We start from the raw sequence: 26,017 nt of genomic DNA, 5'->3' as shown, positions 1-26,017 counted from the left end.
TCAGGTGGCGACGGTGCCCGTCGAGGGTGGTCCGACAAGCGGTCCGACAGTGCTGCGCATGCTGCTCGGCGGGCAGCTACGCCGGCTGCGGGAGAGCGCCGGGGTCAGCAGGGAGACCGCCGGCTGGGAGATCCGCTCGTCGGAGTCGAAGATCAGCCGGATGGAGCTGGGCCGGGTCGGCTTCAAGGAGCGCGACGTGGCCGATCTGCTCACGCTCTACGGCGTCACCGCGCCCGAGGACCGTGACGCGCTTCTCAAGCTGGCCCGCGACGCGAACAGCCCGGGCTGGTGGCACCGCTACGGCGACGTGCTGCCCGCCTGGTTCCAGTCGTACCTGGGCCTGGAGGCGGCCGCCGCGCTGATCCGCACGTACGAGGTGCAGTTCGTGCCCGGCCTGTTGCAGACCGCCGCGTACGCCCGGGAGGTCATCCTCCTCGGCCATCGCGGCGCGTCGGCGGCGGAGCTGGACCGGCGGGTGGAGCTGCGGATGCAGCGCAAGGAGCTGCTGCGGCGCGCGAACCCGCCGCAGCTGTGGGCGGTGCTCGACGAGGCGGTGCTGCGCCGCCCGATCGGCGGTGCCGCGGTGATGCGGGAGCAGATGGACGCGCTGATCGAGGCGACGTCCGGCCCGCACGTGCGGTTGCAGATCGTCCCGTTCGCCGCCGGCGGGCACGCCGCGGCCAGCGGCGCGTTCAGCATCCTGCGCTTCGGCGACGCCGACCTGCCCGACATCGTCTACATCGAGCAGCTCACCAGCGCGATCTACCTGGACAAACGCGACGACCTCGACTTCTACGCCGAGGCGATGGAACGGCTGTGCGTCGAGGCCGCGCCGCCGGAGCGGACCCCGGAGCTGCTGGCCCGCATGCGCGACGAGCTGTACCCGGCCTGACCGGGGCGGCGGCGGGCGCAAGAACGCCGGAACGGGACGAAACGGGGGCGCGGGTTGGTGCGGCCGGTGCCGCGCATGGCAGCCTGGTGAATTATGTCGCCGTTCACGCCCGCCCTGCGCCTGCACGACCGGTACGTCCTGCGCGAACGCATCGGCCTCGGCGGGATGTCCGAGGTGTGGCGCGCCGACGACGAGGTGCTGCACCGGCCCGTCGCGGTCAAGGCCCTCGCCGGGCAGCTCGCCGCCGACCCGCAACTGCGGGCGGTCATCCAGCGCGAGGCCCGCGCGGCGGCACGGCTCACCCACCCGCACGTGACTCAGGTGTACGACTACGGCGAGGCGACGCTGGACAGTGGCGTCGTGGTCCCGTACCTGGTGATGGAGCTGGTGGAGGGGCAGACGCTCGCCGACCGGCTGGCCGGCGGGCCGCTGGCCTGGCCGGACGCGGTCCGCACGGCCGGGCAGGTCGCCGGGGCGCTGGCCGCGGCGCACCGGATCGGCGTGGTGCACCGCGACGTCAAGCCGGCCAACGTGATGCTCACCGAGACCGGCGCGAAGGTGCTCGACTTCGGCATCGCCGCGCCCGCCGGCCCGCACCCGGTCACCGGGCAGACCGGCGCGCTGCTGATGGGCACCCCCGCCTACTTCGCCCCGGAACGCCTCGACCCCGGCCCGGCGAACCCGGCCGGCGACGTGTACGCGCTCGGCGTCCTGCTGTACCGCAGCCTCACCGGGCGGGCGCCGCTGCTGGTGCGCAGCTGGGACGACGTGCTGGACGTGCGGCGCAACCGTCCGGCGGTGCCGCCGCTGCGGGTGCCCGGCCTGCCGCCGGAGGTCGGCGACCTGGTCCTGGCCTGCCTCGCCGTGGACCCGCAGCGGCGGCCCACAGCGGCCCGGCTCGCCGAGCGGCTCGGCGTGGGCCGTCCGGTGGACCCGCCGACCGCGATCCTGCCCACCGTGGCGCCGGAGGCGCACCCGCCCACCCTGATCGAGCGGTCCCCGGCCGCCGCGTCCCGCCCGGTCCCGCCGGCACGTCCCGTCGCGCCGCCGCGCCCGGCGGTCTCGTCGAACCGGCTGCTCGGGCTGCTCGTCGCCGGCGCCGTGGTGCTGCTGCTCGCCGTGGTCGGCTCGCTGGTGTGGGGCGACGGCTCCGGCACCCCGCCGGCCGCCGCGCCCACCGCCGGCCCGTCGACCGGCGCCGCCGAACCGCCCGCCCCGAAGCCCACCAGCGCCGCGCCGCCGTCGACGGCATCCGAACCGGTGACGCTGCGTCAGCTCGGCGACCGGTTCGGTGAGCTGCTCGACCGGGCCGAGTCGATCGGCCTGATCGACCGCAAGACCGCCGACGACCTGCGGAAGAAGGCCGCCGAGCTGGACCGGGGCAAACCGAAGGACCGGGACAAGCGGGTCGAGGACCTGCGCGAGAAGATCGACGACGCGGCCGAGGACGACAAGATCGACCCGGTCACCGCCGCCGCGTTGCGGAAGCTGATCGACGGCTACGAGCGGCTGCGCGGCGGCGCCGACGAGGGCTGACGGTCACCGCAGATCGGCGGCCACCACCTCGCCGACGCGGGTGCCGGCACGGACCACCGGCTCACCCGCCGGTGACCAGATCCCGGAACCGCCCGCGGCGCGCGCGTACCCGCCCCCGGTCGAGCCGGCGAAACTCGCAGTCACCACCCACACGCCGTGCGCGGCGGCGACCCGGCGGGCGCGTTCGTCGGGCACCGCCGCGTCCTCGGCCGACTCCAGCACCCCCGCCAGGTAGGCGTCCGCGCCGAGCGCCACAGTCGCCGCCGCGTGTTCCGGCGTCCCCGTGTCCTTGCACACGGCCAGGCCCAGCCGCCAGCCGTCCACATCGAGCACCGCCGGCTCCCGGCCCGGTCGCATGTGCCGCGGCTCCGCGCCACCCAGGCACATCTTCCGGTACGCGACCCGCACGCCGTCGGCGTCGACCGCGAGGACCCCGATGTGCGGCCCGGGCACCGGCGCCCCGGCCAGCGCCAGCGCCCCGGTGTCGGCGCAGGCCGCCCGCAGCGGCGCGAGCCTCGGGTCGGCCGGGTCCAGCGGCGCGGCGGTCAGCTCGTACCCGGTCAGCGACATCTCCGGGAACACCACCACGCGGGCCCCGGCGGCGCGTACCGCGTCGGCGTGCCGGACGGCGTTGCCCTCGACGTCGTGGGAGCGGGTCAGCGGCTGGGCGACGGCGATCCGCAACGGCGTACGCATGCCGTACACGATAATGGTTTCCATGACGCGTGGTCGTCCGCGGCTTCGCCCCGTAACGTTGGTCCGATGATCGGAAACGCACAGCTGCTCACCGTCCCCCGGGTGAGCACCTCGCGGGCCGCGGAACCGACCGGCGACGGAGTAGCCGGCTGGGTCACCGGCCTGATGGAACGGCTCGGTGGTCCCGGCGCCGGCCTCGCGGTGGCCCTGGAGAACCTGTTCCCGCCCATTCCCAGCGAGGTGATCCTGCCGCTGGCCGGCTTCACCGCGAGCCAGGGCAGGATGAGCCTGGCCGGCGCCATCTTCTGGACCACGCTCGGGTCGATCGTGGGCGCGCTGGCGCTCTACTACATCGGCGCGGCCCTCGGGCGGGACCGGATGCGTGCGCTGGCCGCGCGGCTGCCGCTGATCAAGCTGGAGGACGTGGACCGCACCGAGGCGTGGTTCCTGCGCCACGGCGTCAAGGCGGTGTTCTTCGGCCGGATGATTCCGATCTTCCGCAGTCTCATCTCCATCCCGGCCGGGGTGGAACGGATGCCGGTGCCGGTCTTCCTGCTCTACACCGCGCTGGGCAGTCTGATCTGGAACACCACCTTCGTGCTCGCCGGGTATTTCCTCGGCGAGCAGTGGCACGTGGTCGAGGCGTACGCGGGCACGTTCCAGAAGGTCGTCATCGTGGCCGTGCTGGCCGGTGCCTGCTGGTTCGTGGTCAGCCGGGTCCGCCGCTCCCGGCGCACCGCGGGCGACGTGCCGCCGCAGCCGGAGCCGCAGCTCGAGCCGGAGCCGCAGGCGGCCCCGCAGGGCACCGTCTACCGGGGCGGCTGGTACGGCCGGGCGGAGGACTGAGGCCGGCTCAGCAGGGCGGGTAGAGCGGGCGGGTGCCGGCGCCGGCGGCCCGGGCGGCGTGGTCGCTGAACCGGCAGCCGAAGTCCGGCGCCGCCACCGCGCGCCGGTCGGTGACCGGGTCACCGGCCGGGCGCTTGCCGGTGCGGACCCAGCGGGCCAGGTCGTCCCAGGCGGCGCCGGCCTCGGCCGGGCTGAACTCGCAGTGCTGCGCGGTGCGCACCGCCCGCTGTACCAGCAGCCGGGAGCGGCCGTGCCGGGCCACGTCCCGGGCGTAGGCCTGCTCCATCCCGAAGGGCACGAACAGGTCGCCGAGCCCGTGCAGGCTGAGCACCGGCGCGGTGGGCCGCCCGGCGATCCGGGGCACCTCGGTCAGGCCGGGCGAGAGCCGCTGGCGCAGGTTCTCCGGCGCGACCCGCTGCACCGTGGCATTGAGGTTCACCGGCTGGTTCGGCGCGTACCGGGTGAACAGGTTCGTGGCGAGCTGACCGGGACGCCGGGCGGGGGAGCCGTCCGCCTCGCTGACGGCGATGCCGAACAGGAAGTCCTTCCACACCGCGAACGCGGCGTCGGCGCCCGGGCGCGGCCCGCCGGAGCGCTCCACTGTGACCGCGCGCAGCTGCTTGCCCCGGTCGTTGGTGGTGTCCGGGCCGCCCGGGGTCAGCCCGGCCAGGCCGAGCGTGACCTGGATCCGGGGCACCGCCGAGGTCAGGTAGTCGGCCGGCGTCGGGTACGCGCGCACCCCGGCGAGCGCCTGCGCGACCAGGTTGTAGTCCAGGAAGAAGTCGAACAGCTCCTGGTCGCCGAGCACCCCGCACATCGGCAGCGCCCCGGCGTAGTAGCCCGGGTACTGCTCCAGCGACCGGCCGATGACGTGGCCGCCCATCGACACGCCGGCCAGGAGCACCCGGTGCGGGCGCCGGACGGTACGGCTGAACAGGTCGGCCAGTGAGCGCGTGCCGCGTACGCCGGAGCGCACGTCGTAGCCGTTGCGGTCGTACGACGACGACGCCCACGCGTACCCCTGCGCCACCAGGCGCTGCCGAAGCTCGAAGGCGGGCGGCTCCGGCGACAGCTCGGTGCCCTGACCGCGGTAGCCGTGCGCCCACATGACCAGGTCGCCGTTCCAGCGCGCCGGGACCTCGATGATGTACCCGGCGTTCGCGTGCACGCCCTGCCGCACGGTGGTGGCGGCCCCGCCGACGACGAGCGGCGGCAGCGGCGGGTTGACGATGGTGTAGCCGGGCAGCGGGCCGCTGCCGTCGTCACGGCCGGTGGCGGCGGCGGGCGCCGCGCCGGTCAGGCCGAGCGTCAGCGCGAGGGCCGCGCCGACGGCGAGCAGCCGGCGGCGGACGGGTGAGGGCTGCATCGCTGCTCCCCGGGGACGGGTGCCACCCCGGGACGGGGGTGACGACGCGGGACGGATGCCTACCGGCCGGTAGCGCCCTGAACCTAGGCCGGGCGTCGAGAGCTGTCAATCGCTGACCGACCGCTCCGTCAGTGTCCGTCCCGCGGACCGCTCACACCAGCCCGTGCGCCAGCATCGCCTCGGCCACCCGCCGGAACCCCTGGATGTTCGCCCCGGCCACGTAGTCGCCGGGCAGGCCGAACTCCTCCGCCGTCGCCCAGCACCTGTCGTGCACGTCCCGCATGATCTCGCGCAGCCGCTGCTCCGACTCGCCGAACGTCCACGTGTCGCGGCTGGCGTTCTGCTGCATCTCCAGCCCGCTCACCGCCACCCCGCCGGCGTTGGCGGCCTTGCCCGGGGCGAACCGCACCCCGGCCCGGCCGAGGATCCGCACCGCCTCCGGCGTGGTGGGCATGTTCGCCCCCTCCACCACCGCGACGCAGCCGCCGGCGACCAGCGCGGCCGCCTCCGCGCCGCCGATCTCGTTCTGCGTGGCGCAGGGCAGGGCCAGGTCGCAGGGCACCTCCCACACGTTGCGGTCCGGGACCGCCACCGCGTTGCGCGCGTGCTCCGCGTACTCGGCCAGCCGGCCCCGGCGCTGTTCCTTCAGCTCGCGCAGCAACGCCAGGTCGATGCCCTTCTCGTCGACCACGTAGCCGCTCGAGTCGGAGCACGCCACCACCGTGCCGCCGAGCTGGTGCACCTTCTCGATCGCGTAGATGGCCACGTTGCCCGAGCCGGACACCACCACCCGCTTGCCCTCCAGGCTGTCACCGGCCTGCCGGAGCATCTCGTCGGCGAAGAACACCGCCCCGTACCCGGTCGCCTCCCGGCGCACCTGCGCGCCCCCGTACGCCAGGCCCTTGCCGGTGAGCACGCCCGCGTCGTACCGGTTGGTGATCCGCTTGTACTGCCCGAACAGGTAGCCGATCTCCCGGCCGCCCACCCCGATGTCACCGGCCGGCACGTCGGTCTGCGGGCCGATGTGCCGGTACAGCTCGGTCATGAAGCTCTGGCAGAACCGCATCACCTCGCGGTCGGAGCGGCCCTTCGGGTCGAAGTCGGCGCCGCCCTTTCCGCCGCCGATGGACAGCCCGGTCAGCGCGTTCTTGAAGATCTGCTCGAACCCGAGGAACTTCACGATGCCCAGGTAGACCGACGGGTGGAAGCGCAGGCCGCCCTTGAACGGGCCGAGCGCGCTGTTGAACTCCACCCGGAAGCCGCGGTTCACCCGTACCCGGCCCTGGTCGTCCTCCCACGGCACGCGGAAGATGACCTGCCGCTCCGGCTCGCAGACCCGCTCGACCACCTCGGCGTACTCCGGATGCCGGGCCAGGGCCGGACCGATGCTCTCCAGTACCTCGCGGACCGCCTGGTGGAACTCGGGCTCTCCCGGGTTCCGGGCGACCACGCCGGCGAACACCGACTCGACGGTCTCCGGCATCACGGGCACCTCCTCTCGCCTGGGACGCAGGCCCCCTGGCCTGCGTCGCCCCAGGATACGAACGGTCCGTGGGGTGGGGTTCACTGGTCCGCGTGGACGCCACCATCTGGACGACGGCGCGGGACGCGCGCGCCTGGCTCGACGCCGCGAACGGCCGCGGCGACACCGAACTGACCTGCCGCATCCTCAAGATCGGCGAGGAGGCCGGCGAGGTCGCCGCGGCCTGGATCGGCCTGCTCGGGCAGAACCCGCGCAAGGGCGTGACGCACACCCGCGAGGAGGTCGCCGCCGAACTTGCCGACGTGGCGTTCACCGCGCTGGTCGCCATCGAGAGCCTCGGCCTGGACGCGCACGCCGTGCTGACCGCGTGCGCCGACAAGGTGCGTTCGCGTACCGGAGTGGGAATGAACCGGGACGCCGACGCGGACGTATGACCCGGTGGGGACCGGCGAGAGGGGACGACCATGACCGCATCCGAGGACGACCCCGACCTGGCCCTGCCCCGCTGGTCCGGCGGAGCCCGGCTGCTGGCCGCCGCCGCGGTGCTGGTGGTGGTGCTCGGGGTCGTGGCGGTGGCGGTGACGCTGTCCAACCCGGCCCGCCTCGGTGTGGTCTTCTCCGGCGGCGCGCCGGCGTCACCGGTCACCGGGAACGGCGGCTCCGGCGCGGCGGGCGCCGCCGAGGTGGCCGGCGCCGAGACCGTCGCCGCACCCCGCGGCGACCGGCAGCGCGCCCAGTTCGAGCTGGTCGACGGGCTTACCCGGTTCACGCTGCGTGCCGCCGACCTCGGCGACGACCTCTACCGGATCGGCGCGCCGGACGGCTCGGGTGTGACCCCTCGCCCGCAGCTCGTCGGCGACCGGGTCCGGCTGCGGGTGGAGGAGAACGGCCGCCCCGGTCCGTCCGCCGTCGAGGTGGTGCTCAACTCCCGGGTCACCTGGCGGCTGCGGCTGATCGGCGGGGTCAGCGAGCAGCGCCTCGACCTGGGCGAGGCCCGGCTCGCCGGGGTCGACCTGGTCGGCGGCGCGTCGCGTACCCGGCTGCTGCTGCCGCGCATCGACGGTTCGCTCACCGTCCGGATGACCGGCGGGGTCAGCGAACTCACAGTCACCGCGCCCGGCGGGCCGCCGGCCCGGGTGCGGGTGGCCTCCGGCGCCGGCTCCCTGACCCTGTACGACGAGCGGCGCGGCGGGATCGCCGCCGGTGACCTCGTCAGCTCGCCGGGCTGGGACCGGGCCGCCGACCGGCTCTACCTCGACCTGGTCGGGGGCGCGAACGCGGTGAGCGTCACCGCGGAGTGAGCGTAGAGTCGGGCGGTGGACCGCACCGAATCCCTGCCCGCGCAGACGCTCCCACCGGGCGTCGGCCCGACCGACCCGGGCAGCGTGCTGCTGCCCGGCCACGACGTCCCGCTCGGCCGCTACACCACTGTGCGCCGGCTGCTGCCGCAGCGGCAGCGCCGGATGGTCGGTGCCTGGTGCTTCGTCGACCACTTCGGGCCCGACGACGTGGCCGACCGGCCCGGCATGGAGGTGCCGCCGCATCCGCACACCGGGCTGCAGACCGTCACCTGGCTGCTCGACGGGGAGATCCTGCACCGCGACAGCCTCGGCAACGTGCAGCCCATCCGCCCGGGCCAGCTCAACGTGATGACCTCCGGGCGGGGCATCGCCCACTCGGAGCGTTCCCCGCTGGTGCACCCGCCCCTGATGCACGGCGTGCAGCTGTGGGTGGCGCTGCCCGATCCGGCCCGGGCCGGTGACCCGGACTTCGCCCACCACGCCGACCTGCCCCGTCTCCGCGACGGCGACCTGGACGTCACGCTGCTCGTCGGCGACCTCGGCGGGGAACGCTCGCCCGCGGTCGTGCACACCCCGCTGGCCGGCGCGCAGATCGAGGTCCGCGGCCCGGCGCCGGCCACGCTGCCGCTGCGTCCGGACTTCGAGTACGGGCTGCTGGCCATGTCCGGCGCCGCCGAGTGCGACGGCACGGCGCTGGCCCCCGGCGCGCTGCTCTACCTGGGCCTCGGGCGGAGCGCGCTGACCCTGCGCGCCGAGCCGGGCACGCGCCTGCTGCTGCTCGGCGGCACCCCGTTCGAGGAGCCGCTGGTGATGTGGTGGAACTTCGTCGGCCGCTCGCACGAGGAGGTGGTGGCCGCCCGGGAGGACTGGATGGCCGGCCGCCGCTTCGGTGTGGTCGCCGACGACGCGGCGCCACCGCTGCCCGCGCCCGCGCTGCCCACCACCCGCCTCAAGGCCCGCGACCGCGGCGGCGACGTGCGCGGCTGACCGCCGTACCCGAATGCCGCGCCGTCGCCGGGGTAGACGGCGGCATGCCGACAAAGACCGCCCCGCGCGACGTCGCGGACAAGAAGCGGCTCGCCCGCCGGCTCGCCGGAGACGGCCGCGGGTTCGCCGAGTGCTTCGGGTTCCGGGTGACCAACAACCCGGCCCAGTTGTTCCAGGTGCTGTACCTGGCCGTCCTGCTGGCCCGCCGGGGCGACTTCCACCGGGCCGTCGACGCGGCCGGCGCGCTGCGCGACGCCGGCTGGGACACCGCGGCCCGGATGGCCCGCTCCCGGCACGAGGACCGGGTACGCGTGCTGCGCGCCGCCGGGCTGCGCGGTGACCTGGCCGGGATCGCCGACACCCTCGGCGACCTGGCCCGCACGGTCGTCGAGACGTACCGGGGCGACCTGCGCCGGCTGCGGACCGCCGCGCACCAGGACCCGGGCGAGGAACGGCGGCTGCTGACCGCGCTGCCCGGAGTGGACGACGAGGTGTGCGACCTGTTCCTGCGTGAGGCGCAGGCGCTGTGGCGCGAGGCGGCTCCGGTGGCCGACCGGCGGGCGCTCGCGGCGGCCCGGCGGCTCGGCCTGGGCCGCACCGCCCGCGACCTCGCCGGACTGACCGGCAGTGGCGAGTCGGAGCAACTGTCGTGGCTGGTCGGAGCGCTGGCGCGAGTGGACCTGGAGCGACGGTACGCCGAGGTGACCGCCTGAGCGCACGCGTGCGCCCGGACACACTTCCGCGATTCTCACCCGTTCGGCTGATGCCGCGTCGTATGATGATCGTGGCAGCGATGCCCGCCCGGTTCGGGCGAACATCTCACCGCTGCGCGGTCGCGACCCGGTTCGGGCGTGAACCGCGCAGGACAGGTGCTGCGTGGCGCCCCAGGTCGCGGTTCGTGACCCGGGGCGCTCGCCTGTCCGGGCATGCCGACCGCCCACCCGGGAGTGCGCACGACCGCCCACCCGCGACGATCGCACGCCGGGCTCGTCTCGGCACGCGCAGAGGCCGGCGGCCGTGTCGCCCGCCGGCCCGCGGCCGTGCTCAGATGCCGCGCAGGTGCTGCGACACGCGCGGGTGGTCGACCCGGGCCTGCGCCGCGCGCTGCGAAGGGCTCACCTCGGGAGCCGCGTCGATGCCGGCCGAGCGGGCCACCTCGGTGCCGTTGGCGTAGTCCACCGGGGGCAGCGCGCGCAGCGCCCGCAACACGTCCGGCGGCGCGCCCTCCCGTTCCGCCTCGCGGATGACGTCGTCCTTGCCGGCCGGGTAGTCCAGCGCGGACAGGTACTCAAGGACATCCGTGTAACTCGCCATGGGTCGGGCTCCTCGGGGCAGTAGTCGCGGTCGTGACCGGGCGGCGGTTACCCGTCGCGCCGCCGCTCACGCCCCCACGGGCGCAAATCCCGCTGCCGTGATCGCGCCGGTGGCCGGCGCCGTTTCCGGCGCGCTGTCGCGGGTAGCCGCGGTGGGCGCACCGAAGGGGGTACCACGGATGCACTACCTGACCTTCGTGAGCCGGGTCGCCCGGCTCACCGGCACCAGCGAGGACCGGGCCGCCACGCTCACCGGGGCCACGCTGGAGACGTTCGCCGAGCGGCTGACCGGCGGCGAGGTGCTGGACCTGGCCGCGCAGCTGCCGAAGCCACTGCAGGGGCTGCTCAGTCCGTATCCGCGCGACGAGGCGGCGGAACGCTTCGGGGCGGCGGAGTTCGTCGCCCGGGTCGCCCGCCGGGCGGACTGCGACGAGAACACCGCCCGGGACGCGGTACGCGCGGTGTTCGTCACGATGCGCGAGGCGATCCGGGGCGGGGAGTTCCAGGAGGTCGTGGTCCAGTTCCCGCGCGACTACCGGGACATGGTCGAACCGGCACTCGCCCCGGCCGCGGCGAACCGCCGCTGAGCCGGTTCGCGGGCGGTCAGCCGATCACACCGGCGGCGCGCAGCGCGGCGATCCGGCCGGCGTCGATCCCGGCGTCGGCGAGCACCTCGTCGGTGTGCTCGCCCGGCGAGGGCGGGGGGCGCCGCACCGAGGTCGGGGTGGCCGAGAAGCGCGGCGCCGGGGCGGGCTGGGTGACGCCGTCCGGCGCCACGAACACCTCCCGCGCACGCAGGTGCGGGTGCGCCGGAGCCTCGGCCCAGTCGAGCACGGGTGCCACGCAGGCGTCGGTGCCGGCCAGCAGTTCCGTCCACTCGTCCCGGGTCCGGGTGCGGAACAGCCGCGCCCACGCGGCCCGCAGCGCCGGCCAGTTCGCCGGGTCGTCCCGGTCCAGCGCGTCGTCCGCGGCGCTGCCGTCCGCCCCGGCGTCCTCGCCGCCCGGCGGGAAGCCGGTGAGCCGGACCAGTTCGGCGTAGAACTGCGGCTCCAGCGCGCCCACCGCGACGTACCGCCCGTCGGCGCACTCGTACGTGTCGTAGAACGGCGCGCCGCCGTCGAGCAGGTTCACCCCGCGCGGGTCCTGCCACAGGCCGATGCCGCGCAGGGCGTGGATCTGGGTGGCCAGCACCGACACACCGTCCACGATGGCCGCGTCGACCACCTGGCCGCCCGCGCCGCCGCGCACCGCGTACAGCGCCGCGACCACGCCGAGCGCCAGCATCATGCCCCCGCCGCCGTAGTCGCCGAGCAGGTTCATCGGCGGCACCGGGCGTTCCCCGGCCCGGCCCACGCCGTGCAGCGCGCCGGTCAGCGCCAGGTAGTCGATGTCGTGCCCGGCGCTGTGTGCCAGCGGCCCGTCCTGTCCCCAGCCGGTCATCCGCCCGTACACCAGGCGGGGGTTGGCGGCGAGGCAGGCGTCCGGGCCGAGGCCGAGCCGTTCGGTCACCCCGGGCCGGAAGCCCTCGACCAGCGCGTCCGCGCCGGCGGCCAGGGCGAGCACCAGGTCACGCCCCTCGGGCTGCTTCAGGTCCACAGCGATCGAGCGGCGGTTGCGGTTCAGCAGGTCGCCGGGGAAGGCGCCGAACCCGCCGCCGCCGGGCCGGTCGACGCGCACCACGTCGGCGCCGAGGTCGGCCAGCATCATCGCCGCGAACGGACCGGGGCCGATGCCGGCCAGCTCGATCACCCGTACGCCGGTCAGTGGTCCCTGGTTGGTCACCCGCGTCACCATAGGGGCCGGGATGAGCCGGCGCCATGCCCTCCGCCGCCGCACAGCGGTTGACCAGGGCAATCAACCGTGTCCCGACTTGGCGTCCGGTCGGGCGGTGACCTAGCCTTGTCCAGGCGAGGGGAGTACTTCCCACGAATCATTCCGGTCAGTACGGCAAGCCGCCGAGGCGAGCCCCGGGTGGTTGCCCACGAAAACGTGGGTGAAGGAGACCTCGAACATGACACGGTGTTCGAGGAGGCTCCATGCCCGAATTGTCGCCCCTGGCCGCGGCCGGGTTGTCGTCGGTCGGCACGCCCACGCTGTGGGCCGTGACGATCGTCGGCGTGCTCGTCCTGCTGGTGCTCGACTTCCTGGTGACCAGAAAGCCGCACGAGGTCTCGATCCGTGAGGCGCTCGGCTGGTCGGCCTTCTACATCGCCCTGCCGCTGGCCTTCGGCGCGTGGATCTGGTCCCGCTACGGCAGCCAGCAGGGCATCGAGTACCTCACCGGTTACCTGGTCGAGAAGTCCCTCTCGGTCGACAACCTGTTCGTCTTCATGCTGCTGCTGGCCGCGTTCGCGGTGCCCGCCGTGCTGGCCCAGCGGGTGCTGCTCTACGGCATCGCCGGCGCCCTGGTGCTGCGCGGTGTGTTCATCGCGCTCGGCGCCGCCGCGCTCCAGACGCTCGACTTCGCCTTCCTGCTGTTCGCGCTCATCCTGATCGCCACCGCGGTCAAGCTGCTGCGCGACGCCCTCTCCGGGCACGAGCAGGAGGTCGACATCAACAAGATGCGGTCGGTACGGCTGCTGCGCAAGATCATGCCGGTGGTCGACGACTACCACGGCACCCGGATGACGATCCGGCAGGCAGGCCGGCGGGCGCTCACCCCGTTCGCGCTGGTCGTGGTCGCCGTGCTGGCCACGGACATCGTGTTCGCCGTCGACTCGGTGCCCGCCGTCTACGGCATCACCGAGGACCCGTACCTGGTCTTCGCCACCAACGCCTTCGCGCTGCTGGGCCTGCGGGCGCTCTACTTCGTGCTGCACGCCGCGCTGAGCCGGCTCGTGCACCTCAGCTACGGCCTGGCCGCCATCCTGGCGTTCATCGGCGTCAAGCTCGGCCTGCACTGGGCGCACGGCATCTGGAAGGGCGTACCGGAGATCCCGACGCTCGCCTCGCTCGGCGTGATCATCGGCGTCCTGGTGATCGTCACCATCACCAGCCTGCGGGCCACCCGCAACAGCGGCGACGGCAAGCGCACGGTCGTGCACGAGGGGCAGGGCGGAGGTTCCGCCTGACTCGGTGGGAACCCCTGCCCCGGCGCGACCGGCGGTGGTACGACTGACGGGTGGGAATCGTCTCGCCCGGCTTCCAGGGCCGGCCCCGTTCGTCCGCACCCGACCTGCCGCCGGGGCAGTACCTCACCGAGGACTTCCCGGTGCTCTCCGCCGGCCCGACGCCACGTGTCTCCCTCGACACCTGGGAGTTCGTGCTGACCAGCGAGACCGGCGCGGAGTACCGCTGGTCCTGGGACGAGCTGATGGGCCTGCCGCAGGACACCCCGACCGTTGACCTGCACTGCGTCACCCGCTGGTCCAAGCTCGGCACCACCTGGCAGGGCGTCTCCCTGGACACGCTGCTCGACGGCGTCGACACCGGCGCCCGGTACGCGCTGGCCCACTCGTACGGCGGCTACACCACGAACCTGCCGCTGGACGACCTGCGCGGCGGGCGGGCCTGGGTGGTGCACACGTACGACGGGGGTCCGCTGCCGGCCGAGCACGGCGGCCCGGCGCGGCTGCTCGTGCCGCACCTGTACCTGTGGAAGTCGGCGAAGTGGGTGCACGGCATCCGGCTGCTCGTCGACGACCGGCCCGGCTTCTGGGAGACCGCCGGCTACCACGACTACGGCGACCCGTGGCGCGAGCAGCGCTACCAGGGCGACTGAGGTGACGGCGCAGACCGAGGGCCGCCGCGTCGCGCCGCTGATGTGGCGGGTCGCCCGGCTGATCGAGCGGCGGATCGAGACGCCCACCGCGCAGACGCTGGTGCTGGACGTGCCCGGCTGGCCCGGGCATCTGCCCGGGCAGCACGTCGACCTGCGCCTGACCGCCGAGGACGGCTACCAGGCCGCCCGGTCGTACTCGTTGGCCGGCCCCGCCGACGGCGAGCGGATCGAGGTGACGGTGCAGCGGGTGCCCGACGGCGAGGTGTCGCCGTACCTGACCGACACCTACGCCGAGGGCGACCCGCTGGAGGTACGCGGACCGGTCGGCGGCTGGTTCGTCTGGCGCACCGACGACACCGCGCCGGTCCTGCTGGTCGGCGGCGGATCCGGCGTGGTGCCGCTGATGGCGATGATCCGCGCACGCCGCGCCGCAGGCAGCCGCACACCGTTCCGGCTCGTCTACTCGGTGCGCACCCCGGACGACGTCATCTACGCCGACGAGCTGCGCCGCCGCGCCCGCGACGACCAGGGCCTCGACGTCGCGTACGTCTACACCCGGTCCGCGCCCGAGGGCTGGCGCGGCGAGCCGCACCGGATCAGCCTGGCCGACGTGAACAGCCACGGCTGGCCGCCCGACCTGGAGCCGCTGTGCTACGTGTGCGGCCCCACCGGATTCGTGGAGACCGTGGCCGACCTGCTGGTGGGGCTGGGCCACCCGACCCGGCGCGTGCGGACCGAACGGTTCGGCCCGACCGGCTGACGACCCGAGGAGGGCGTATGACCGACCTGTCGTACCTGGACGGCAACATGCTCGACGGGCCGCTGCGCGAGCTGTTCGCCGTAGACCTGAGCGCCACCACCGGCCGCTGTGACACCTGCGGGACGACCGGCCCGATGGCCGGGCTACACGTCTACTCGCACGCCCCGGGCCTGGTCGGGCGCTGTCCTGCCTGCTCCGGGGTGATGGTGCGGCTGGTCCGCGCGCCGCAGCGGGCCTGGCTGGACCTGCGCGGCACCACGTACCTCCAGGTGCCCATGGCGGCCGAGCAGGGCTTCCGCGCCGCGCCCTGACACCTGCACCCCGGCCGGGCCGCGCTCTGACGTCTGTGCCCCGGCCGGGCCGCGTCGCCCGCGCCGGCGCAGCCGCCCGACGAGCTGACCCACAGTCACCGGCACCACCGACAGCACGAGCTGACCGTTGCGCGGGTCGACGGTCGCCGCCACCCCGTACAGCCGGGCGCCGCGCCGCAGCAGCCGGGGCCGCCCGGCGGCGAGCCGCGGCGCGCGCACCGCGGCCCCGCCGCGCCCGTGCCCGCCGTCCACCTCGGCGCGCACCGGGTGCCGCTGCCCGTCGGCGGGGCCGGCGGTCAGGAGCCGGTCCAGCGCGAAGTCCGTGCGCAGCGTGCGGCCGGCCGGATCGCCGGCGTCCATCCGGGTGGCGCCCACGACCGGACCGGCCAGCATCCGCACCGGCCCGGCCTCCGCGGCGAACCGGGGGTACGGGCTGCGCGTGGTCACCGTCAGCGTGTGCCCGTCGGCCCAGCTCACGTCGACGGCGTCCAGCCGCGCCAGCCAGTCGGCGCGCACGTCGGTGACGTCGGTCCACCGCGCCGGTGCGCCCGGATAGCCCGCGTGCCAGCGGTCACCGGCGAACACCGTCGCCGGTACGCCCCGGCCGCTGTCCTGCTCGATGACCGCCAGCAGGTCGTCGACCCCGCCCGCGGTCACCGCGCCCAGGCGCAGCCGCGCCTCGATGCCGAGCCGGTCCCGCAGGCCGTCGGTGACGTGCCGCCGCACCAGCCGCGCGACCGTCGCGTGCACCCGCTCCTGCGCGGCCCGGTCCAGGTGCCGGAAGTCGTCGCCGACCAGGTTCGCCAGTTCCAGCCCGACGTGGCGGCGCAGCACCGCGTCCCGGCGCGCTCCGGCGGGGATCAGGTCGGCCACGTACGCGAACAGCCGCTCCACGCTGACCAGGCGCTGCTCGATCCGGCTGTGGTACGTGATGTTACGGGCGTCCAGCCGGCGTACTGCGTGGTAGTAGTCGTAGTCGGCGAGCACCGAGATCCGCCGGGCGTGGTAGCAGGCGGCGAGCGTGAACGGCTGGTCGCTGAGCACCGGCATGTCCTCCGGGAACCGCAGCCCGAGCCGGTCCACGAGGCCGCGCCGGAACAGCTTCGTGTTCGCCAGCGACCAGGGCAGCGCCGAGTCGAACAGGCTCACGTCGACCGCGTTGCCGCCGGCGAACACGTCGGAGAAGACGTGCCGGCCGTTGACGCCGACCACCTTGCCGAGCACCACGTCCGAACCGTACCGGTCGGCGGCGGCGACCAGACGTTCCAGGGCCTCCGGGCCGAGCCGGTCGTCCGAGCCGAGGAAGAAGACGTACCGGCCGGTGGCCAGGTCCAGTCCCCGGTTGCAGGGCGCCGCCGGGCCACCGGAGTTGGCCTGGTGGACCACCCGTACCGTGCCGGGATGCTTGGCGGCGTACCGGTCCAGCAGGCGGCCGCTGCCGTCGGTGGACCCGTCGTCCACCGCCACGATCTCCATCCGGTCCGGCCCGATGGTCTGCCGCAGCACCGAGTCGAGGCAGGACCGCAGGTAGCGCAGCGTGTTGTAGACCGGCACGACGACGCTCACGTCGGGGCGGCTCGTCGCGGGTGGGCGGTGCGTGGTCGGTGGGCGGTGCGTCGCCTCCTCGGCTGCCACTGCTGCTCCTTCGCGGTCGCCCGGACGATCCGGCGCGACCCAGCGTGGTGGAGCGAGCCGTCCGGGTGACGACACCGGCGTGACGGCGAGGTGACCGGCAGGCAGCCGTTGGAGACGCACGGAAGGGCCCGGCCCCGTGGTGGGGTCGGGCCCTTCCGGTGTGCTGTCACTCTTGCTTTGCAGCCGTGTGCGCGGTGGTGTTGGTCAGCTGGTGCTGTAGCCGCGGGTGGCGATCCAGTCGGCGAGGTTGTCGATGCTCATGCGGTAGGTGGCGGTGTTGGGGTTGGCGCTGTCGGCGATGGTGACGGTGTGGCCGTCGTCGCGGTAGCCGATGACGCTGATGTAGTGGCCGCCTTCGAAGGAGTGGGTTCCGCCGTCGGTGTCGGTGGCGGTGCCGGCGATGTTGGCGACCACGGCCCGGCCGGCGTCGACGGTCTTGACGACGTCGGTGCGCAGGGTGTCGGTCTGCTTGTCGTCGGCCTTGGGGGTGCTGATCTCGACGGACTTGTAGGCGTTGCTGGTGCCGGTCTCCTTGTTCAGCACGGGGGTGATGTCGTTGATGCTGTTGGTGCCGGCCTCGGTGGTGCCCATTTCCTTGGCCATGGCGTGCACGTCGATGTTCTTGCCCTGCACGGACAGGGCGTTGCGGGCGGCGGCGGGGCCGCAGAAGTAGAAGTTGGGCTGGGCCTCGTAGCGCACGTCCAGTTCCCGCTCACCGTGACCCTTGCGGTCGGCGACAGCGGCGGTGGTCTTCTCGGCGGGGGCGGCGTGGGCGGCGATCGCGGGTCCGGCGATGCCACCGGCGGTGGCGGCGATACCGGCAGTGGTCAGAACGGTCTTACGCAGCAGAGTGGTAGCCATGATGGTTGCCTCCCTGAAGTGGGGGATGACCGCGGCGGGGGTGCCGCGGAGGGGAAAAGTATTGGGGGGTGCCCGCCAGTAGGGGCTGGCGCGCGGGCGGCTGGGGGGCCTGCTCCGCGGCTCGGGGGTGTAACGACGGGCGGTCCGGGGCCATTCCCGGGGACGGCGGGGGTGCCCGTCGCTCGGGGATGTAACGACGACCGGGCCGGGCCGATTCCCCGACCTGCCGGGGTGCCGGGCGGGCCGGTGTCCGGCGCTCGACCCTGGTGCCTGGGCGGTCAGCCATGTACAACGCCCCGCGCCCGCCACCGATTCCACCCTCACGATGGCACCGACCACACCCACACCCCGCAACCGAACCGGACAAAAAACACCAAACCCGTCACGCCGCCGCACGGGCGAACTGCACCACCGCGCGATCTTGCACTTTGCTCCCCGACAAGCCCCCACAAAACGGACACCTCACGGGCATCAAACGCAAGATCGCGTGAGAGTCGGATGCCCGGGAGAGTGCACCCCGGGTGGGGCGGGGTGGGGGCGGTGTCCGAGAGTGGAGCGGTGCGAGATCTGCGCAGTGACGGACGCGTCGCCATCCGCCGTCCCCGTCCGGCCGACGAGGCGGAGTTCGTCGCCGCCGCCCGGCGCAGCCGCGACCTGCACCATCCGTGGCTGTCCGCGCCCGATGACGCGCAGCGGTACGCGGCGTACCTGCGCAAGATCCGGGCGCGAAACAGCTCCGGGTTCCTGTTCTGCGACCGGGCCAGCGGGCAGATCGCCGGATACGCGAACATCAGCGGCATCGTGCTCGGCGCGCTGCGCGGCGGTTACCTCGGATACGCGGCGTTCCGCCCGTACGCGGGCACCGGGCACACCTCGGCCGGGGTGCGGCTGGTGATCGAGTACGCGTTCGGGCCGCTCGGTCTGCACCGGCTGGAGGCGAACATCCAGCCCGGCAACGAGCCGTCGAAGCGGCTGGCGCGCCGGCTCGGTTTCCGGCTGGAGGGGTTCTCGCCGGACTACCTGTTCATCGACGGCGCGTGGCGCGACCACGAACGCTGGGCGATCACCGCCCCGGACGGTGGACCGGACGCCGGGGCGGTGACCGGCCGGCCTCAGCTACCGGGCTTCGGGAAGGCGACCGGGCTGCGGTGACCGTCCCGGTCCACCGCCCGCACGCCGAAGAACACGTTGTCCTTGGACAGGTCGATCGTCACCTCGGTGACGTCGCCGACCGGCAGCACCTTCTGCCACTGGTCGGCGGTGGTCTCCCGCCACACCACCTCGTACCCGGCCAGGTCCGGCTCGGGGCCGCGCTGCCACCGCAGCGTGGTGTCGTTCGTCAGGTTCGTGGTCACCACCGTGACGCCCTTGGGCGTACCAGGCGCCTGGGCCAGTGACCACAGCGTCGCGGCGTTCACCCGCGCCACCCGGGTGATGTAGCCGAAGTCGCAGAACTCGGGCAGGTCGCCGTACTGCACCCCGTCGACGACGCGTACGTCCTGGTGCTGGTGGGCGAAGTCCTCGTTCGGCTCGGTGAACCGGCCGGCCGGCCACCCCTCGCGCAGGAACGAGATGTGGTCGCTGCCGCGCAGGTAGCGGTCCCGCCGGTAGATCACGCGTACGTCCATGCCGGTGGCGGAGTTCTCGGCCACGTCGGTGACGAACCGGGCGAGCTGCCGCGACGGGGAGTCGTTCTCGCCGCCGACGGACTGCCGGACGCTCGCCTCGGCGGGGGTCTCGGCGGTCGGCACGCCCTCGGCGAACAACCGCACGGTACGCGGGTCGCGGGTGCCGTCGTCGGCGGTGCTGGACCCGACGATGTCGTTGCTGAACATGGCCTGGACGTCGGCACCGGCCGCCTTCAGCTGCGACGCCAGGTACGCCGAGCCGTACAGTCCCTGCTCCTCGGCGGCCACCGCGGCGAGCACGATGGTGGCCTCGGTGCGGCGGGTCGACAGCACCCGGACCAGTTCCATCACCACCGCCACGCCGGAGGCGTCGTCGTCGGCGCCGGGCGCGTCGCTGACCGCGTCCATCACGTCGGTCGCCCGGGAGTCGTAGTGGCCGGTGATGACGTACACCCGCTCGGGCGTGACGTCGCCGCGCAGGGTCGCCACCACGTTGGTGATGGTGGTCGGAACGGGGATGCGGGAGGCGGGCTGCTGCACGTACGACTGCAGTTCGACGCTCATCCGGCCGCCGGACGCGGCCGCGTACCCGGAGAGCTGGGCGTGGATCCAGTCGCGGGCGGCGCCGATGCCGCGTACCGGATCGGTCTGGCTGGACAGGGTGTGGCGGGTGCCGAACGCGGCGAGCCGGCGCACGACGGCCTCGATCCGGCGGCTGTCGATCTCGCGCAGCAGCGCGGTCAGCTCGCGGTCGGGCCGCTGCGGCCGGGCCGGACGGCCCGGGCCCGGGGGCGCGCCGGTCGCGGCGGCGGCCGGGGCGGCGGCGAGCGGGGTGGCGACGGCGGCGGCGGTGGCCGCGGCGGAGGCGGTGAGGAAGGTACGCCGGCTGGACCTCGTGGGCCGACCCTCGGCGGTCTCGTGGTTTCCCATCCCGGCATCCTCGCGCCGATCACGAGGAATGTCCATATAGCCGTCGATGGATGGATCATGGGCACGTTTGTCGCAGGTCTGCCCGGGAACGGCAGCAGGCATGACGAAACCACGGGTGGTGATCGTGGGGGCCGGGTTCGCCGGGTACCACGCGGCCAAGACGTTGCGCCGACTGGCCCGCGACCGGGCCGAGATCGTCCTGCTGAACACGACCGACTACTTTCTCTACCTGCCGCTGCTGCCCGAGGTGGCGGCCGGCGTGGTGGAGCCGACCCGGATCGCGGTGCCGCTCGCCGGCACGCTCGACGGCGTCCGCGTGGTGGTCGGTGAGGCGGACCGGGTCGACCTGCAGAACCGGTGGGTCGGCTACCGCTCGATCGAGGGCGAGCACGGGCAGCTCGCGTACGACCGGCTGGTGCTCAGCGTCGGCAGCGTCAACAAGCTGCTGCCGATCCCCGGCGTGACCGAGTACGCCCACGGCTTCCGCGGCCTGCCCGAGGCGCTGTTCCTGCACGACCACGTGGTCCGGCAGGTCGAGCTGGCCGAGCTGACCGAGGACCCGGCCGAGCAGCGGGCCCGCTCCACGTTCGTCGTGGTCGGCGCCGGCTACACCGGCACCGAGGTGGCCGCGCACGGGCAGCTGTTCACCGACCGGCTGATGGCCCAGCGCCCGCACCTGAACGTCCGGCCGCGCTGGATGCTGCTGGACGTGGCGCCCCGGGTGCTGCCCGAACTGGACCGGCGGATGTCGGTCACCGCCGACCGGGTGCTGCGCAGACGCGGCGTGGACGTGCGGATGGGCACCTCGGTCGCGGAGGCCACCCCGGACGGCGTGATGCTCACCGACGGCGAGTACGTCCCGACGTGCAGCCTGATCTGGTGCGTCGGCGTACGCCCCGACCCGTTCGTGGCCGAACTGGGGCTGCGCACCGAGAAGGGCCGGCTCGTGGTCGACGAGTTCCTCAACGTCCCCGGCTACCCGGAGGTGTTCGCCTGCGGCGACGCCGCCGCCGTGCCCGACCCGACCCGCCCCGGGCAGGTGTGCGCGATGACCGCGCAGCACGCCCAGCGGCAGGGCAAGCTGGCCGCGCACAACATCGCCGCCTCCTACGGGCAGGGCGTGCGCAAGTCGTACAAGCACCACGACCTGGGCTGGGTGGTGGACCTGGGCGGCAAGGACGCGGCGGCGAACCCGCTGAAGGTGCCGCTGGCCGGGCTGCCCGCCAAGGCCGTCACCCGCGGCTACCACCTGCTCGCCATGCCGGGTAACCGTCCCCGGGTCGCGGCGGACTGGGCACTGGACGCGACGCTGCCCCGGCCCGCCGTACAGCTCGGCCTGGTCCCGGCCAACGCGGTGCCGCTGGAGAGCGAGTCCCCGGAGCTGGCCCGCCGCCGCTGAGCGCCCCGCGCGCCCGCCGGCCGGCCCTCACCCACCGGCCGGCGGCCGTTGCGGCGCTCCCGCCGGTTCGCCGTCGGCGGGCTGCGGCAGGGCCTGCCGTCCGGCCGGTGTGAACTCGCGCAGCAGCACCTGCACGATGCCGGCCGCCGGGATCGCCAGCAGCGCGCCCACCAGCCCGGCCAGCTCGACCGACAGCAGCACGCTGACCAGCACCGTCAACGGGTTCAGCCGGACCGCGCGGGCCATGATGACCGGTTGCAGCAGATGGTTCTCCACCTGCTGGTAGACCACGAAGAAGACCAGCACCACGATGCCGGCGGTGGGGGAGTGCAGGAACCCCGCGCCGGTCGCGGCGATCGCACCGAGCGTGGCGCCGACGAGCGGGATCAGGTCGAACACGGCGACCGTCAGCGCGATCACCGCGGCGAACGGCACCCCGAGCAGGAACAGCACGACGAATGTCAGACCACCGCAGATCACGCTGATCAGCAGGTTGCCGCTCAGGTAGCCGGTGACGATCCGGGACGAGTCGCGTCCGATGCGCCGCAGCCGCGCCGCCGGGCCGTCACCGGTGAGCCGCAGCGTGGCGGCCACGATCTTCGGCGCCTCCAGGACCATCAGGTACGCCAGCACCACCACGGTGACCAGGGCGGCGACCGCCTGGACGACGCTGCGGACCACCCCGACCGTCGGGTCACCGAGCCGGGCGCCGAACCGGCGGAGCTGGCCGGGTTCGGCGTACCGGAGCAGGTGGAACCGCTCCAGCAGCCGCCCGAGCGGTCCCTGTCCGGCCTGCGCCTCGCGCACCAGCTCCGGCGCCCGGTCGGCGAACCGGCCCACCTCGTCCACCAGCGGCACCACGATCAGCGCGCCGACAGCGGCGAACAGCGCGAACGCGGCCAGGAACACCAGCAGCGTGGCGAGCGCGCGGCGGCGTACCCGACGTTCCAGCCGGTCCACGAGCGGTTTGAGGGCGACCGCGAAGAACACCGCCACCAGCCCCCACACCAGCACCCGCCGGGTGGCCCAGACCAGCGCCAGTCCGACCACGGTGGCGAGGACCAGACCGATCACGATCAGCGTCCGGCGCGCGGTGGACCGGTCCGAGGCGGCGCTCATCCGGCGCGGCTACCCGCGTCGCCGGTGCGGAAACGCTCAGCCCAGGCCGGCGTCGGTGACCGGGAGGGCGCCGGCGGCGAACGCGTCGAGCGTCGCGGCGTGCAGCACGATCCCGGGCACCGGGTCGGCGGCGACGCGGGGGGCGAGCCGAACCACCGGCAGCCGCCCGGCGGCGGGCGAGGCGGCCAGCACCACGTTGCCGTACCGGCGCCCGCGCAGCATCCGCCGGTCGGCGACCAGGCACACGTCGGCGAAGACCGCGCGCAGCGTGGCCACCTGCGCCCGGGTGTGCGCCAGCGGCGGCAGGTCGGTCAGGTTGATCAGATAGAGGCCGTCCGGGCGCAGCACCCGGGCGGCCTGGGCCGCGAACTCGAGCGCCGCCACGTGCGGCGGCATCCGGGCCGCCCGGTACACGTCGGCCACCACCACGTCGTACGCCCCGGACGGCTCCCCGGCGAGCGCCTCCCGGGCGTCGCCGAGCACCACCGCCACCTCGGGCGGCAGCGGTGGCAGCTTCCGCCGGACCAGCTCGACCACGGCCGGATCGCGCTCGACCACCCGCTGCGCCGAGCCGGGCCGGGTGCGCGCGAGCCAGCGCGGCAGCGTGAGCGCGCCGCCACCGAGGTGCAGCGCGGTCAGCGGCGCGCCGCGCGGGGCGGCCACGTCGATCGCGGCGGCGATCCGCCGCACGTACTCGAAGTGCAGGTACCGGGCGTCGGCCACGTCCACGTACGACTGCTCGACCCCGTCGGCCAGCAGCGTGCGCCCGGACGGGCGGGCCGGGTCCACCACGATCTCCAGGGTCTCGGCGTCGTCGTGATCCACGGCGGGACACGGTACCGCGCGGCCGCGGGCGGCCCCGGCCCGCGGGGGACCGGAGCCGTCCCGCCGCCGGGTCAGCCGGCCGCCATCCCGGCGCCGGCCTCGTCGACTGCCGCGTCCACCCGGTGCGCGAGGTCGACGTCCGCCGCCGTCACGCCGTCGACCTGCTGGGTCCGGACCGTCAGCACGGCGTTGTCCGGGTCCGGCCGCCCGATCTGCGGCGACCGTCCGACGTCGGACTTGAGCCGGTCCAGCCGGTCGAGCACCCGGTCCAGGTTGCCGCCGGGCAGCTCGATCGTCCGCACGAGCGACCGCCGGTCGCTGGACCAGTAGGGCAGCGTCGCCAGCGCGTCGCGCAGCTCCGCCTCGGTGAGCGGCGCGGTGGCCGAGGACGCGCCCACCAGGCCGCCGCCGAAGTCGGTCGGCCCGAGCAGGTCACGCAACTCGTCGGGTACGCGCAGCGACTCGACCAGATCCGCGTCGGCCGCGGCGAGCGCGGCGAGCGTCGCCTCGGCCTGGTAGCGCGCCTGCTCCGGGGTGAGGCGGCTGTACCGGCCGACCTCGGCCAGGAAGCCGGGCAGGTCGCGGCGGGGTTCCATGCCGTACACCGGCACCACGTCGTGCAGGGTCAGCGGCACCGCCTCCAGCAGCCGCTCCCGTTCCGCCTCGTCCAGCGCCCGGGCCAGGGCCAGCACGGTGCCCTCCGCCGCGACCTTGGCCGTGGAGAAGTCCACGCCGGCGCGCCGGCTCACGTCGTCGACGAGATCCCGGTAGGCCATCGAGACCCCGGGTGACGGCGCCGGGTCGGGCAGCGGGCGCTGGCGCTCCGCGACGGCGACCGGCGGCGGCGCGGGACCACCCCGGGTGGTGTCCGGCTTGTGCCGTCCGGCCGGCGGCGGGCCGGACCGGTCGTGCTGGTCCAGCGAGGTGACCTGCTTGGACGCGCTCAGGCTGGCGCCGGTCTGGCTCGGCCGCAGCCCTCGCTCGCGGGCCTCGCGGGCCAGGGTCCGGCGGCGCTGGTTGTCGCCCTCCATCTGCTTGCGCATCGTCGCACCTCGTTCCTGGTCGGTTGCGCTTGCGCCGACCGCGTTCCCGGCGCTGCCGGGAAGGTAACGGCGGACGGCCCGGCGGACGCTTCATTCGCTGCGGGTGAGGAGCGCTCACCCCGGCGGGCGGCAGGCTCGGACGGACCGGACAACTTCCGACGCACGCGGAAGGGCAGGTCGACATGAAACGGATCGTGGAGATCGTCCCCGCCCGTCCCGGCTGGTACGCCCGTTGGCGGATCGGCCCGGACGACACCCGCTCCTACCCGGTGACCCTCTGGGCCCTGCTGGAGCACCACGACGGCAGCGGACGCGAGGTGGTCGGCGTCGACTGTGTCGGGCAGTGGCCCGGGGCGGACGACGACGACATGAGCGGGGACTTCGTCCGTTATCTGTTCCAGACGCCCGATTCCGGCGCGCCGGAGGACGTCGAGCCTCCGCTCACGGGACAGTCGCGCGACGAGGCGCCGCACCGGCAGGCCGCGCCCGCCGCCTGAGCCATCCTCCTCGGCCCCCGGCCCCTGGTCCCAGGGTCGGGGGCCACCCCTGTCCGCCGGACGCTCAGCCCGTGTGGCGGGCGCCGCGGGGTCGGTCAGCCCACCTCGCGGGTCTCGCCGCTCAGGTCGCGCGGCGGGGCGGCCAGCAGTTCGGCCAGGCCGGTGCGGTCCAGCAGGTGCTTGATCTGCGGGTTCAGGTTCAGCAGGCGGATCGCCCCGGTGCCGGCCCGGTGGATCACCACGAGCGCGCTCAGGCCGGAGGAGTCGCAGAGGTGCACTCCGGCGAAGTCGAGTTCCAGCTCCTGGTGGCCGTCGCGGCGCAGGTCGGCGACGGCGTCGACGAGTTCCGGCGCGGTGTCGAAGTCCAGCTCCCCGGCCAGCCGCATCCGGGCGGAACCGGCGCCGAGCCGGTCCACCTCGATGGTCAACATCTGGGAGGGCACGCGTCCATGTTCCCAGCCGGGCGCGGCCGGGAAACCCCCGGGGTCACGCGGAAGCGGTCGAACCCGGCACCGGGTGGCCGGCGGCGTCGTCGACCGGCGAGCGGTCGAGCAGGCCGGTGACGCCGGTCAGGTCGAGGATCGTCTCCAGGAAGCGCGGAACCGCGCGCAGCTCGATGACGGTGCCGGCCTGCTGGCCCTCACGCCAGGCGTGCACGATCACGGACAGGCCGGTGCTGTCCATGAACTCCAGGCCGCCGAAGTCGAACACCAGCGTTGCCGGGCATCCGGCGAGCAGCTTGTCGATCTCGGCGCGCAGCGGGGCGGCGGTGGCGTACGCCAGGTCGCCGCCGACGACGACCACCGGGACGGCCGGGTCGGATCGATCCACGGAGATGCTCAGCGGGCTCGCCTCGGGCCTTCTCCGT

The 26,017-nt window shown here is 74.4% G+C and carries 27 protein-coding genes and 1 pseudogene; 15 read left to right on the top strand and 13 right to left on the bottom strand.

Annotated features, from left to right (window positions below):
- Window positions 1–4 precede the first annotated feature (4 nt).
- Window positions 5–892: a helix-turn-helix domain-containing protein gene (locus tag ACN27C_RS26320; protein ID WP_120570192.1), complete on the top strand. Its 888-nt coding sequence runs from the start codon at window positions 5–7 to the stop codon at window positions 890–892.
- Between the two features lie 93 nt (window positions 893–985).
- A complete protein-coding gene (locus ACN27C_RS26315; protein WP_422748796.1) occupies window positions 986–2,428 on the top strand; it encodes a serine/threonine-protein kinase in 1,443 nt (480 codons plus the stop codon).
- A 3-nt stretch (window positions 2,429–2,431) separates the two neighbouring features.
- Here the strand turns inward: ACN27C_RS26315 and ACN27C_RS26310 are convergent, their stop codons facing one another.
- Window positions 2,432–3,124, bottom strand: a complete 693-nt coding sequence (locus ACN27C_RS26310; RefSeq protein WP_422748794.1) for a carbon-nitrogen hydrolase family protein — start codon at window positions 3,122–3,124, stop codon at window positions 2,432–2,434.
- A 66-nt stretch (window positions 3,125–3,190) separates the two neighbouring features.
- Between ACN27C_RS26310 and ACN27C_RS26305 the strand changes: the two genes are divergently transcribed.
- Entirely contained in the window at window positions 3,191–3,970 is a 780-nt protein-coding gene (locus ACN27C_RS26305) for a DedA family protein (protein ID WP_422748792.1), read from the top strand.
- 7 nt (window positions 3,971–3,977) lie between these two features.
- Here the strand turns inward: ACN27C_RS26305 and ACN27C_RS26300 are convergent, their stop codons facing one another.
- Together ACN27C_RS26300 and gdhA are read right to left on the bottom strand one after the other, a co-directional pair.
- Window positions 3,978–5,336, bottom strand: coding sequence for an alpha/beta hydrolase family protein (locus ACN27C_RS26300; RefSeq protein ID WP_422748790.1), 1,359 nt, complete (start codon window positions 5,334–5,336; stop codon window positions 3,978–3,980).
- Between the two features lie 151 nt (window positions 5,337–5,487).
- Window positions 5,488–6,819, bottom strand: coding sequence for an NADP-specific glutamate dehydrogenase (gene gdhA, locus ACN27C_RS26295; RefSeq protein ID WP_121685649.1), 1,332 nt, complete (start codon window positions 6,817–6,819; stop codon window positions 5,488–5,490).
- Window positions 6,820–6,911: 92 nt separating this feature from the next.
- Between gdhA and ACN27C_RS26290 the strand changes: the two genes are divergently transcribed.
- The 4 genes from ACN27C_RS26290 to ACN27C_RS26275 are packed head-to-tail and all read left to right on the top strand — an operon-like array spanning window position 6,912 to window position 9,820.
- A complete protein-coding gene (locus tag ACN27C_RS26290; RefSeq protein WP_252448963.1) occupies window positions 6,912–7,253 on the top strand; it encodes a MazG-like family protein in 342 nt (113 codons plus the stop codon).
- Window positions 7,254–7,283: 30 nt separating this feature from the next.
- Window positions 7,284–8,120: a hypothetical protein gene (locus ACN27C_RS26285; RefSeq protein WP_422748788.1), complete on the top strand. Its 837-nt coding sequence runs from the start codon at window positions 7,284–7,286 to the stop codon at window positions 8,118–8,120.
- A gap of 15 nt (window positions 8,121–8,135) precedes the next feature.
- Window positions 8,136–9,107: a pirin family protein gene (locus ACN27C_RS26280; RefSeq protein ID WP_422748786.1), complete on the top strand. Its 972-nt coding sequence runs from the start codon at window positions 8,136–8,138 to the stop codon at window positions 9,105–9,107.
- Window positions 9,108–9,151: 44 nt separating this feature from the next.
- A complete protein-coding gene (locus ACN27C_RS26275; RefSeq protein ID WP_121685643.1) occupies window positions 9,152–9,820 on the top strand; it encodes a hypothetical protein in 669 nt (222 codons plus the stop codon).
- Between the two features lie 331 nt (window positions 9,821–10,151).
- On the opposite strand, the gene ACN27C_RS26270 is transcribed toward ACN27C_RS26275, so the two are convergent.
- Entirely contained in the window at window positions 10,152–10,421 is a 270-nt protein-coding gene (locus ACN27C_RS26270) for a DUF2795 domain-containing protein (protein WP_091427162.1), read from the bottom strand.
- 178 nt (window positions 10,422–10,599) lie between these two features.
- Between ACN27C_RS26270 and ACN27C_RS26265 the strand changes: the two genes are divergently transcribed.
- On the top strand, window positions 10,600–11,007 hold the full coding sequence (locus ACN27C_RS26265) for a DUF2267 domain-containing protein (RefSeq protein ID WP_120570183.1): 408 nt from the start codon (window positions 10,600–10,602) through the stop codon (window positions 11,005–11,007).
- Between the two features lie 16 nt (window positions 11,008–11,023).
- Here ACN27C_RS26265 and ACN27C_RS26260 read toward each other — a convergent pair whose 3' ends face one another.
- Window positions 11,024–12,214: a CaiB/BaiF CoA transferase family protein gene (locus tag ACN27C_RS26260; protein ID WP_422748783.1), complete on the bottom strand. Its 1,191-nt coding sequence runs from the start codon at window positions 12,212–12,214 to the stop codon at window positions 11,024–11,026.
- A 242-nt stretch (window positions 12,215–12,456) separates the two neighbouring features.
- On the opposite strand from ACN27C_RS26260, the gene ACN27C_RS26255 reads away from it, so the two are divergent.
- The 4 genes and pseudogenes from ACN27C_RS26255 to ACN27C_RS26240 all read left to right on the top strand — a co-directional run.
- Window positions 12,457–13,491, top strand: a complete 1,035-nt coding sequence (locus ACN27C_RS26255; protein WP_120570181.1) for a TerC/Alx family metal homeostasis membrane protein — start codon at window positions 12,457–12,459, stop codon at window positions 13,489–13,491.
- Window positions 13,492–13,541: 50 nt separating this feature from the next.
- On the top strand, window positions 13,542–14,141 hold the full coding sequence (locus tag ACN27C_RS26250) for a sulfite oxidase-like oxidoreductase (protein ID WP_302907005.1): 600 nt from the start codon (window positions 13,542–13,544) through the stop codon (window positions 14,139–14,141).
- 1 nt (window position 14,142) lies between these two features.
- Window positions 14,143–14,901, top strand: coding sequence for a ferredoxin reductase (locus ACN27C_RS26245; RefSeq protein WP_422748780.1), 759 nt, complete (start codon window positions 14,143–14,145; stop codon window positions 14,899–14,901).
- A 17-nt stretch (window positions 14,902–14,918) separates the two neighbouring features.
- Window positions 14,919–15,119 (top strand): annotated as a pseudogene (locus tag ACN27C_RS26240) (DUF6510 family protein); the annotation flags it as partial.
- Here the strand turns inward: ACN27C_RS26240 and ACN27C_RS26235 are convergent.
- On the bottom strand, window positions 15,045–16,847 hold the full coding sequence (locus tag ACN27C_RS26235; protein WP_422748778.1) for a glycosyltransferase: 1,803 nt from the start codon (window positions 16,845–16,847) through the stop codon (window positions 15,045–15,047). The pseudogene ACN27C_RS26240 and the gene ACN27C_RS26235 sit on opposite strands and share 75 nt — an antisense overlap.
- A gap of 204 nt (window positions 16,848–17,051) precedes the next feature.
- The gene (locus tag ACN27C_RS26230; RefSeq protein WP_422748776.1) at window positions 17,052–17,708 is read right to left on the bottom strand and encodes a C39 family peptidase; all 657 of its coding nucleotides are present in this window, start codon (window positions 17,706–17,708) and stop codon (window positions 17,052–17,054) included.
- Between the two features lie 540 nt (window positions 17,709–18,248).
- Between ACN27C_RS26230 and ACN27C_RS26225 the strand changes: the two genes are divergently transcribed.
- Window positions 18,249–18,860, top strand: coding sequence for a GNAT family N-acetyltransferase (locus ACN27C_RS26225; RefSeq protein WP_422748774.1), 612 nt, complete (start codon window positions 18,249–18,251; stop codon window positions 18,858–18,860).
- Here the strand turns inward: ACN27C_RS26225 and ACN27C_RS26220 are convergent.
- Window positions 18,821–20,266, bottom strand: coding sequence for a M20/M25/M40 family metallo-hydrolase (locus tag ACN27C_RS26220; protein WP_422748772.1), 1,446 nt, complete (start codon window positions 20,264–20,266; stop codon window positions 18,821–18,823). The two genes, ACN27C_RS26225 and ACN27C_RS26220, sit on opposite strands and share 40 nt — an antisense overlap.
- Before the next feature lie 100 nt (window positions 20,267–20,366).
- Between ACN27C_RS26220 and ACN27C_RS26215 the strand changes: the two genes are divergently transcribed.
- Window positions 20,367–21,665, top strand: a complete 1,299-nt coding sequence (locus ACN27C_RS26215) for an NAD(P)/FAD-dependent oxidoreductase (RefSeq protein WP_393155990.1) — start codon at window positions 20,367–20,369, stop codon at window positions 21,663–21,665.
- 27 nt (window positions 21,666–21,692) lie between these two features.
- On the opposite strand, the gene ACN27C_RS26210 is transcribed toward ACN27C_RS26215, so the two are convergent.
- From ACN27C_RS26210 to ACN27C_RS26200, 3 genes are all read right to left on the bottom strand, one after another.
- Window positions 21,693–22,784: an AI-2E family transporter gene (locus ACN27C_RS26210; protein WP_364809469.1), complete on the bottom strand. Its 1,092-nt coding sequence runs from the start codon at window positions 22,782–22,784 to the stop codon at window positions 21,693–21,695.
- Window positions 22,785–22,820: 36 nt separating this feature from the next.
- A complete protein-coding gene (locus ACN27C_RS26205; RefSeq protein WP_422748770.1) occupies window positions 22,821–23,609 on the bottom strand; it encodes a spermidine synthase in 789 nt (262 codons plus the stop codon).
- Window positions 23,610–23,680: 71 nt separating this feature from the next.
- Window positions 23,681–24,652 carry a DUF2267 domain-containing protein gene (locus ACN27C_RS26200; RefSeq protein ID WP_422748768.1) on the bottom strand — a complete coding sequence of 324 codons (972 nt, stop codon included), beginning with the start codon at window positions 24,650–24,652 and terminating at the stop codon, window positions 23,681–23,683.
- Between the two features lie 182 nt (window positions 24,653–24,834).
- Here ACN27C_RS26200 and ACN27C_RS26195 point away from each other — a divergent pair, with 182 nt between their 5' ends.
- Window positions 24,835–25,149: a hypothetical protein gene (locus ACN27C_RS26195; RefSeq protein ID WP_422748766.1), complete on the top strand. Its 315-nt coding sequence runs from the start codon at window positions 24,835–24,837 to the stop codon at window positions 25,147–25,149.
- Between the two features lie 95 nt (window positions 25,150–25,244).
- Here ACN27C_RS26195 and ACN27C_RS26190 read toward each other — a convergent pair whose 3' ends face one another.
- Window positions 25,245–25,592 (bottom strand): STAS domain-containing protein, encoded by a 348-nt coding sequence (locus ACN27C_RS26190; RefSeq protein ID WP_422748764.1) that lies wholly within the window; start codon window positions 25,590–25,592, stop codon window positions 25,245–25,247.
- Window positions 25,593–25,635: 43 nt separating this feature from the next.
- Entirely contained in the window at window positions 25,636–25,980 is a 345-nt protein-coding gene (locus ACN27C_RS26185; protein WP_120570169.1) for an STAS domain-containing protein, read from the bottom strand.
- Between the last annotated feature and the right edge of the window lie 37 nt (window positions 25,981–26,017).

It is taken from the genome of Micromonospora sp. WMMD1219, assembly GCF_049315215.1.
Lineage (GTDB): Bacteria > Actinomycetota > Actinomycetes > Mycobacteriales > Micromonosporaceae > Micromonospora > Micromonospora tulbaghiae.
This window is presented reverse-complemented; position numbering and strand designations above follow the sequence as displayed.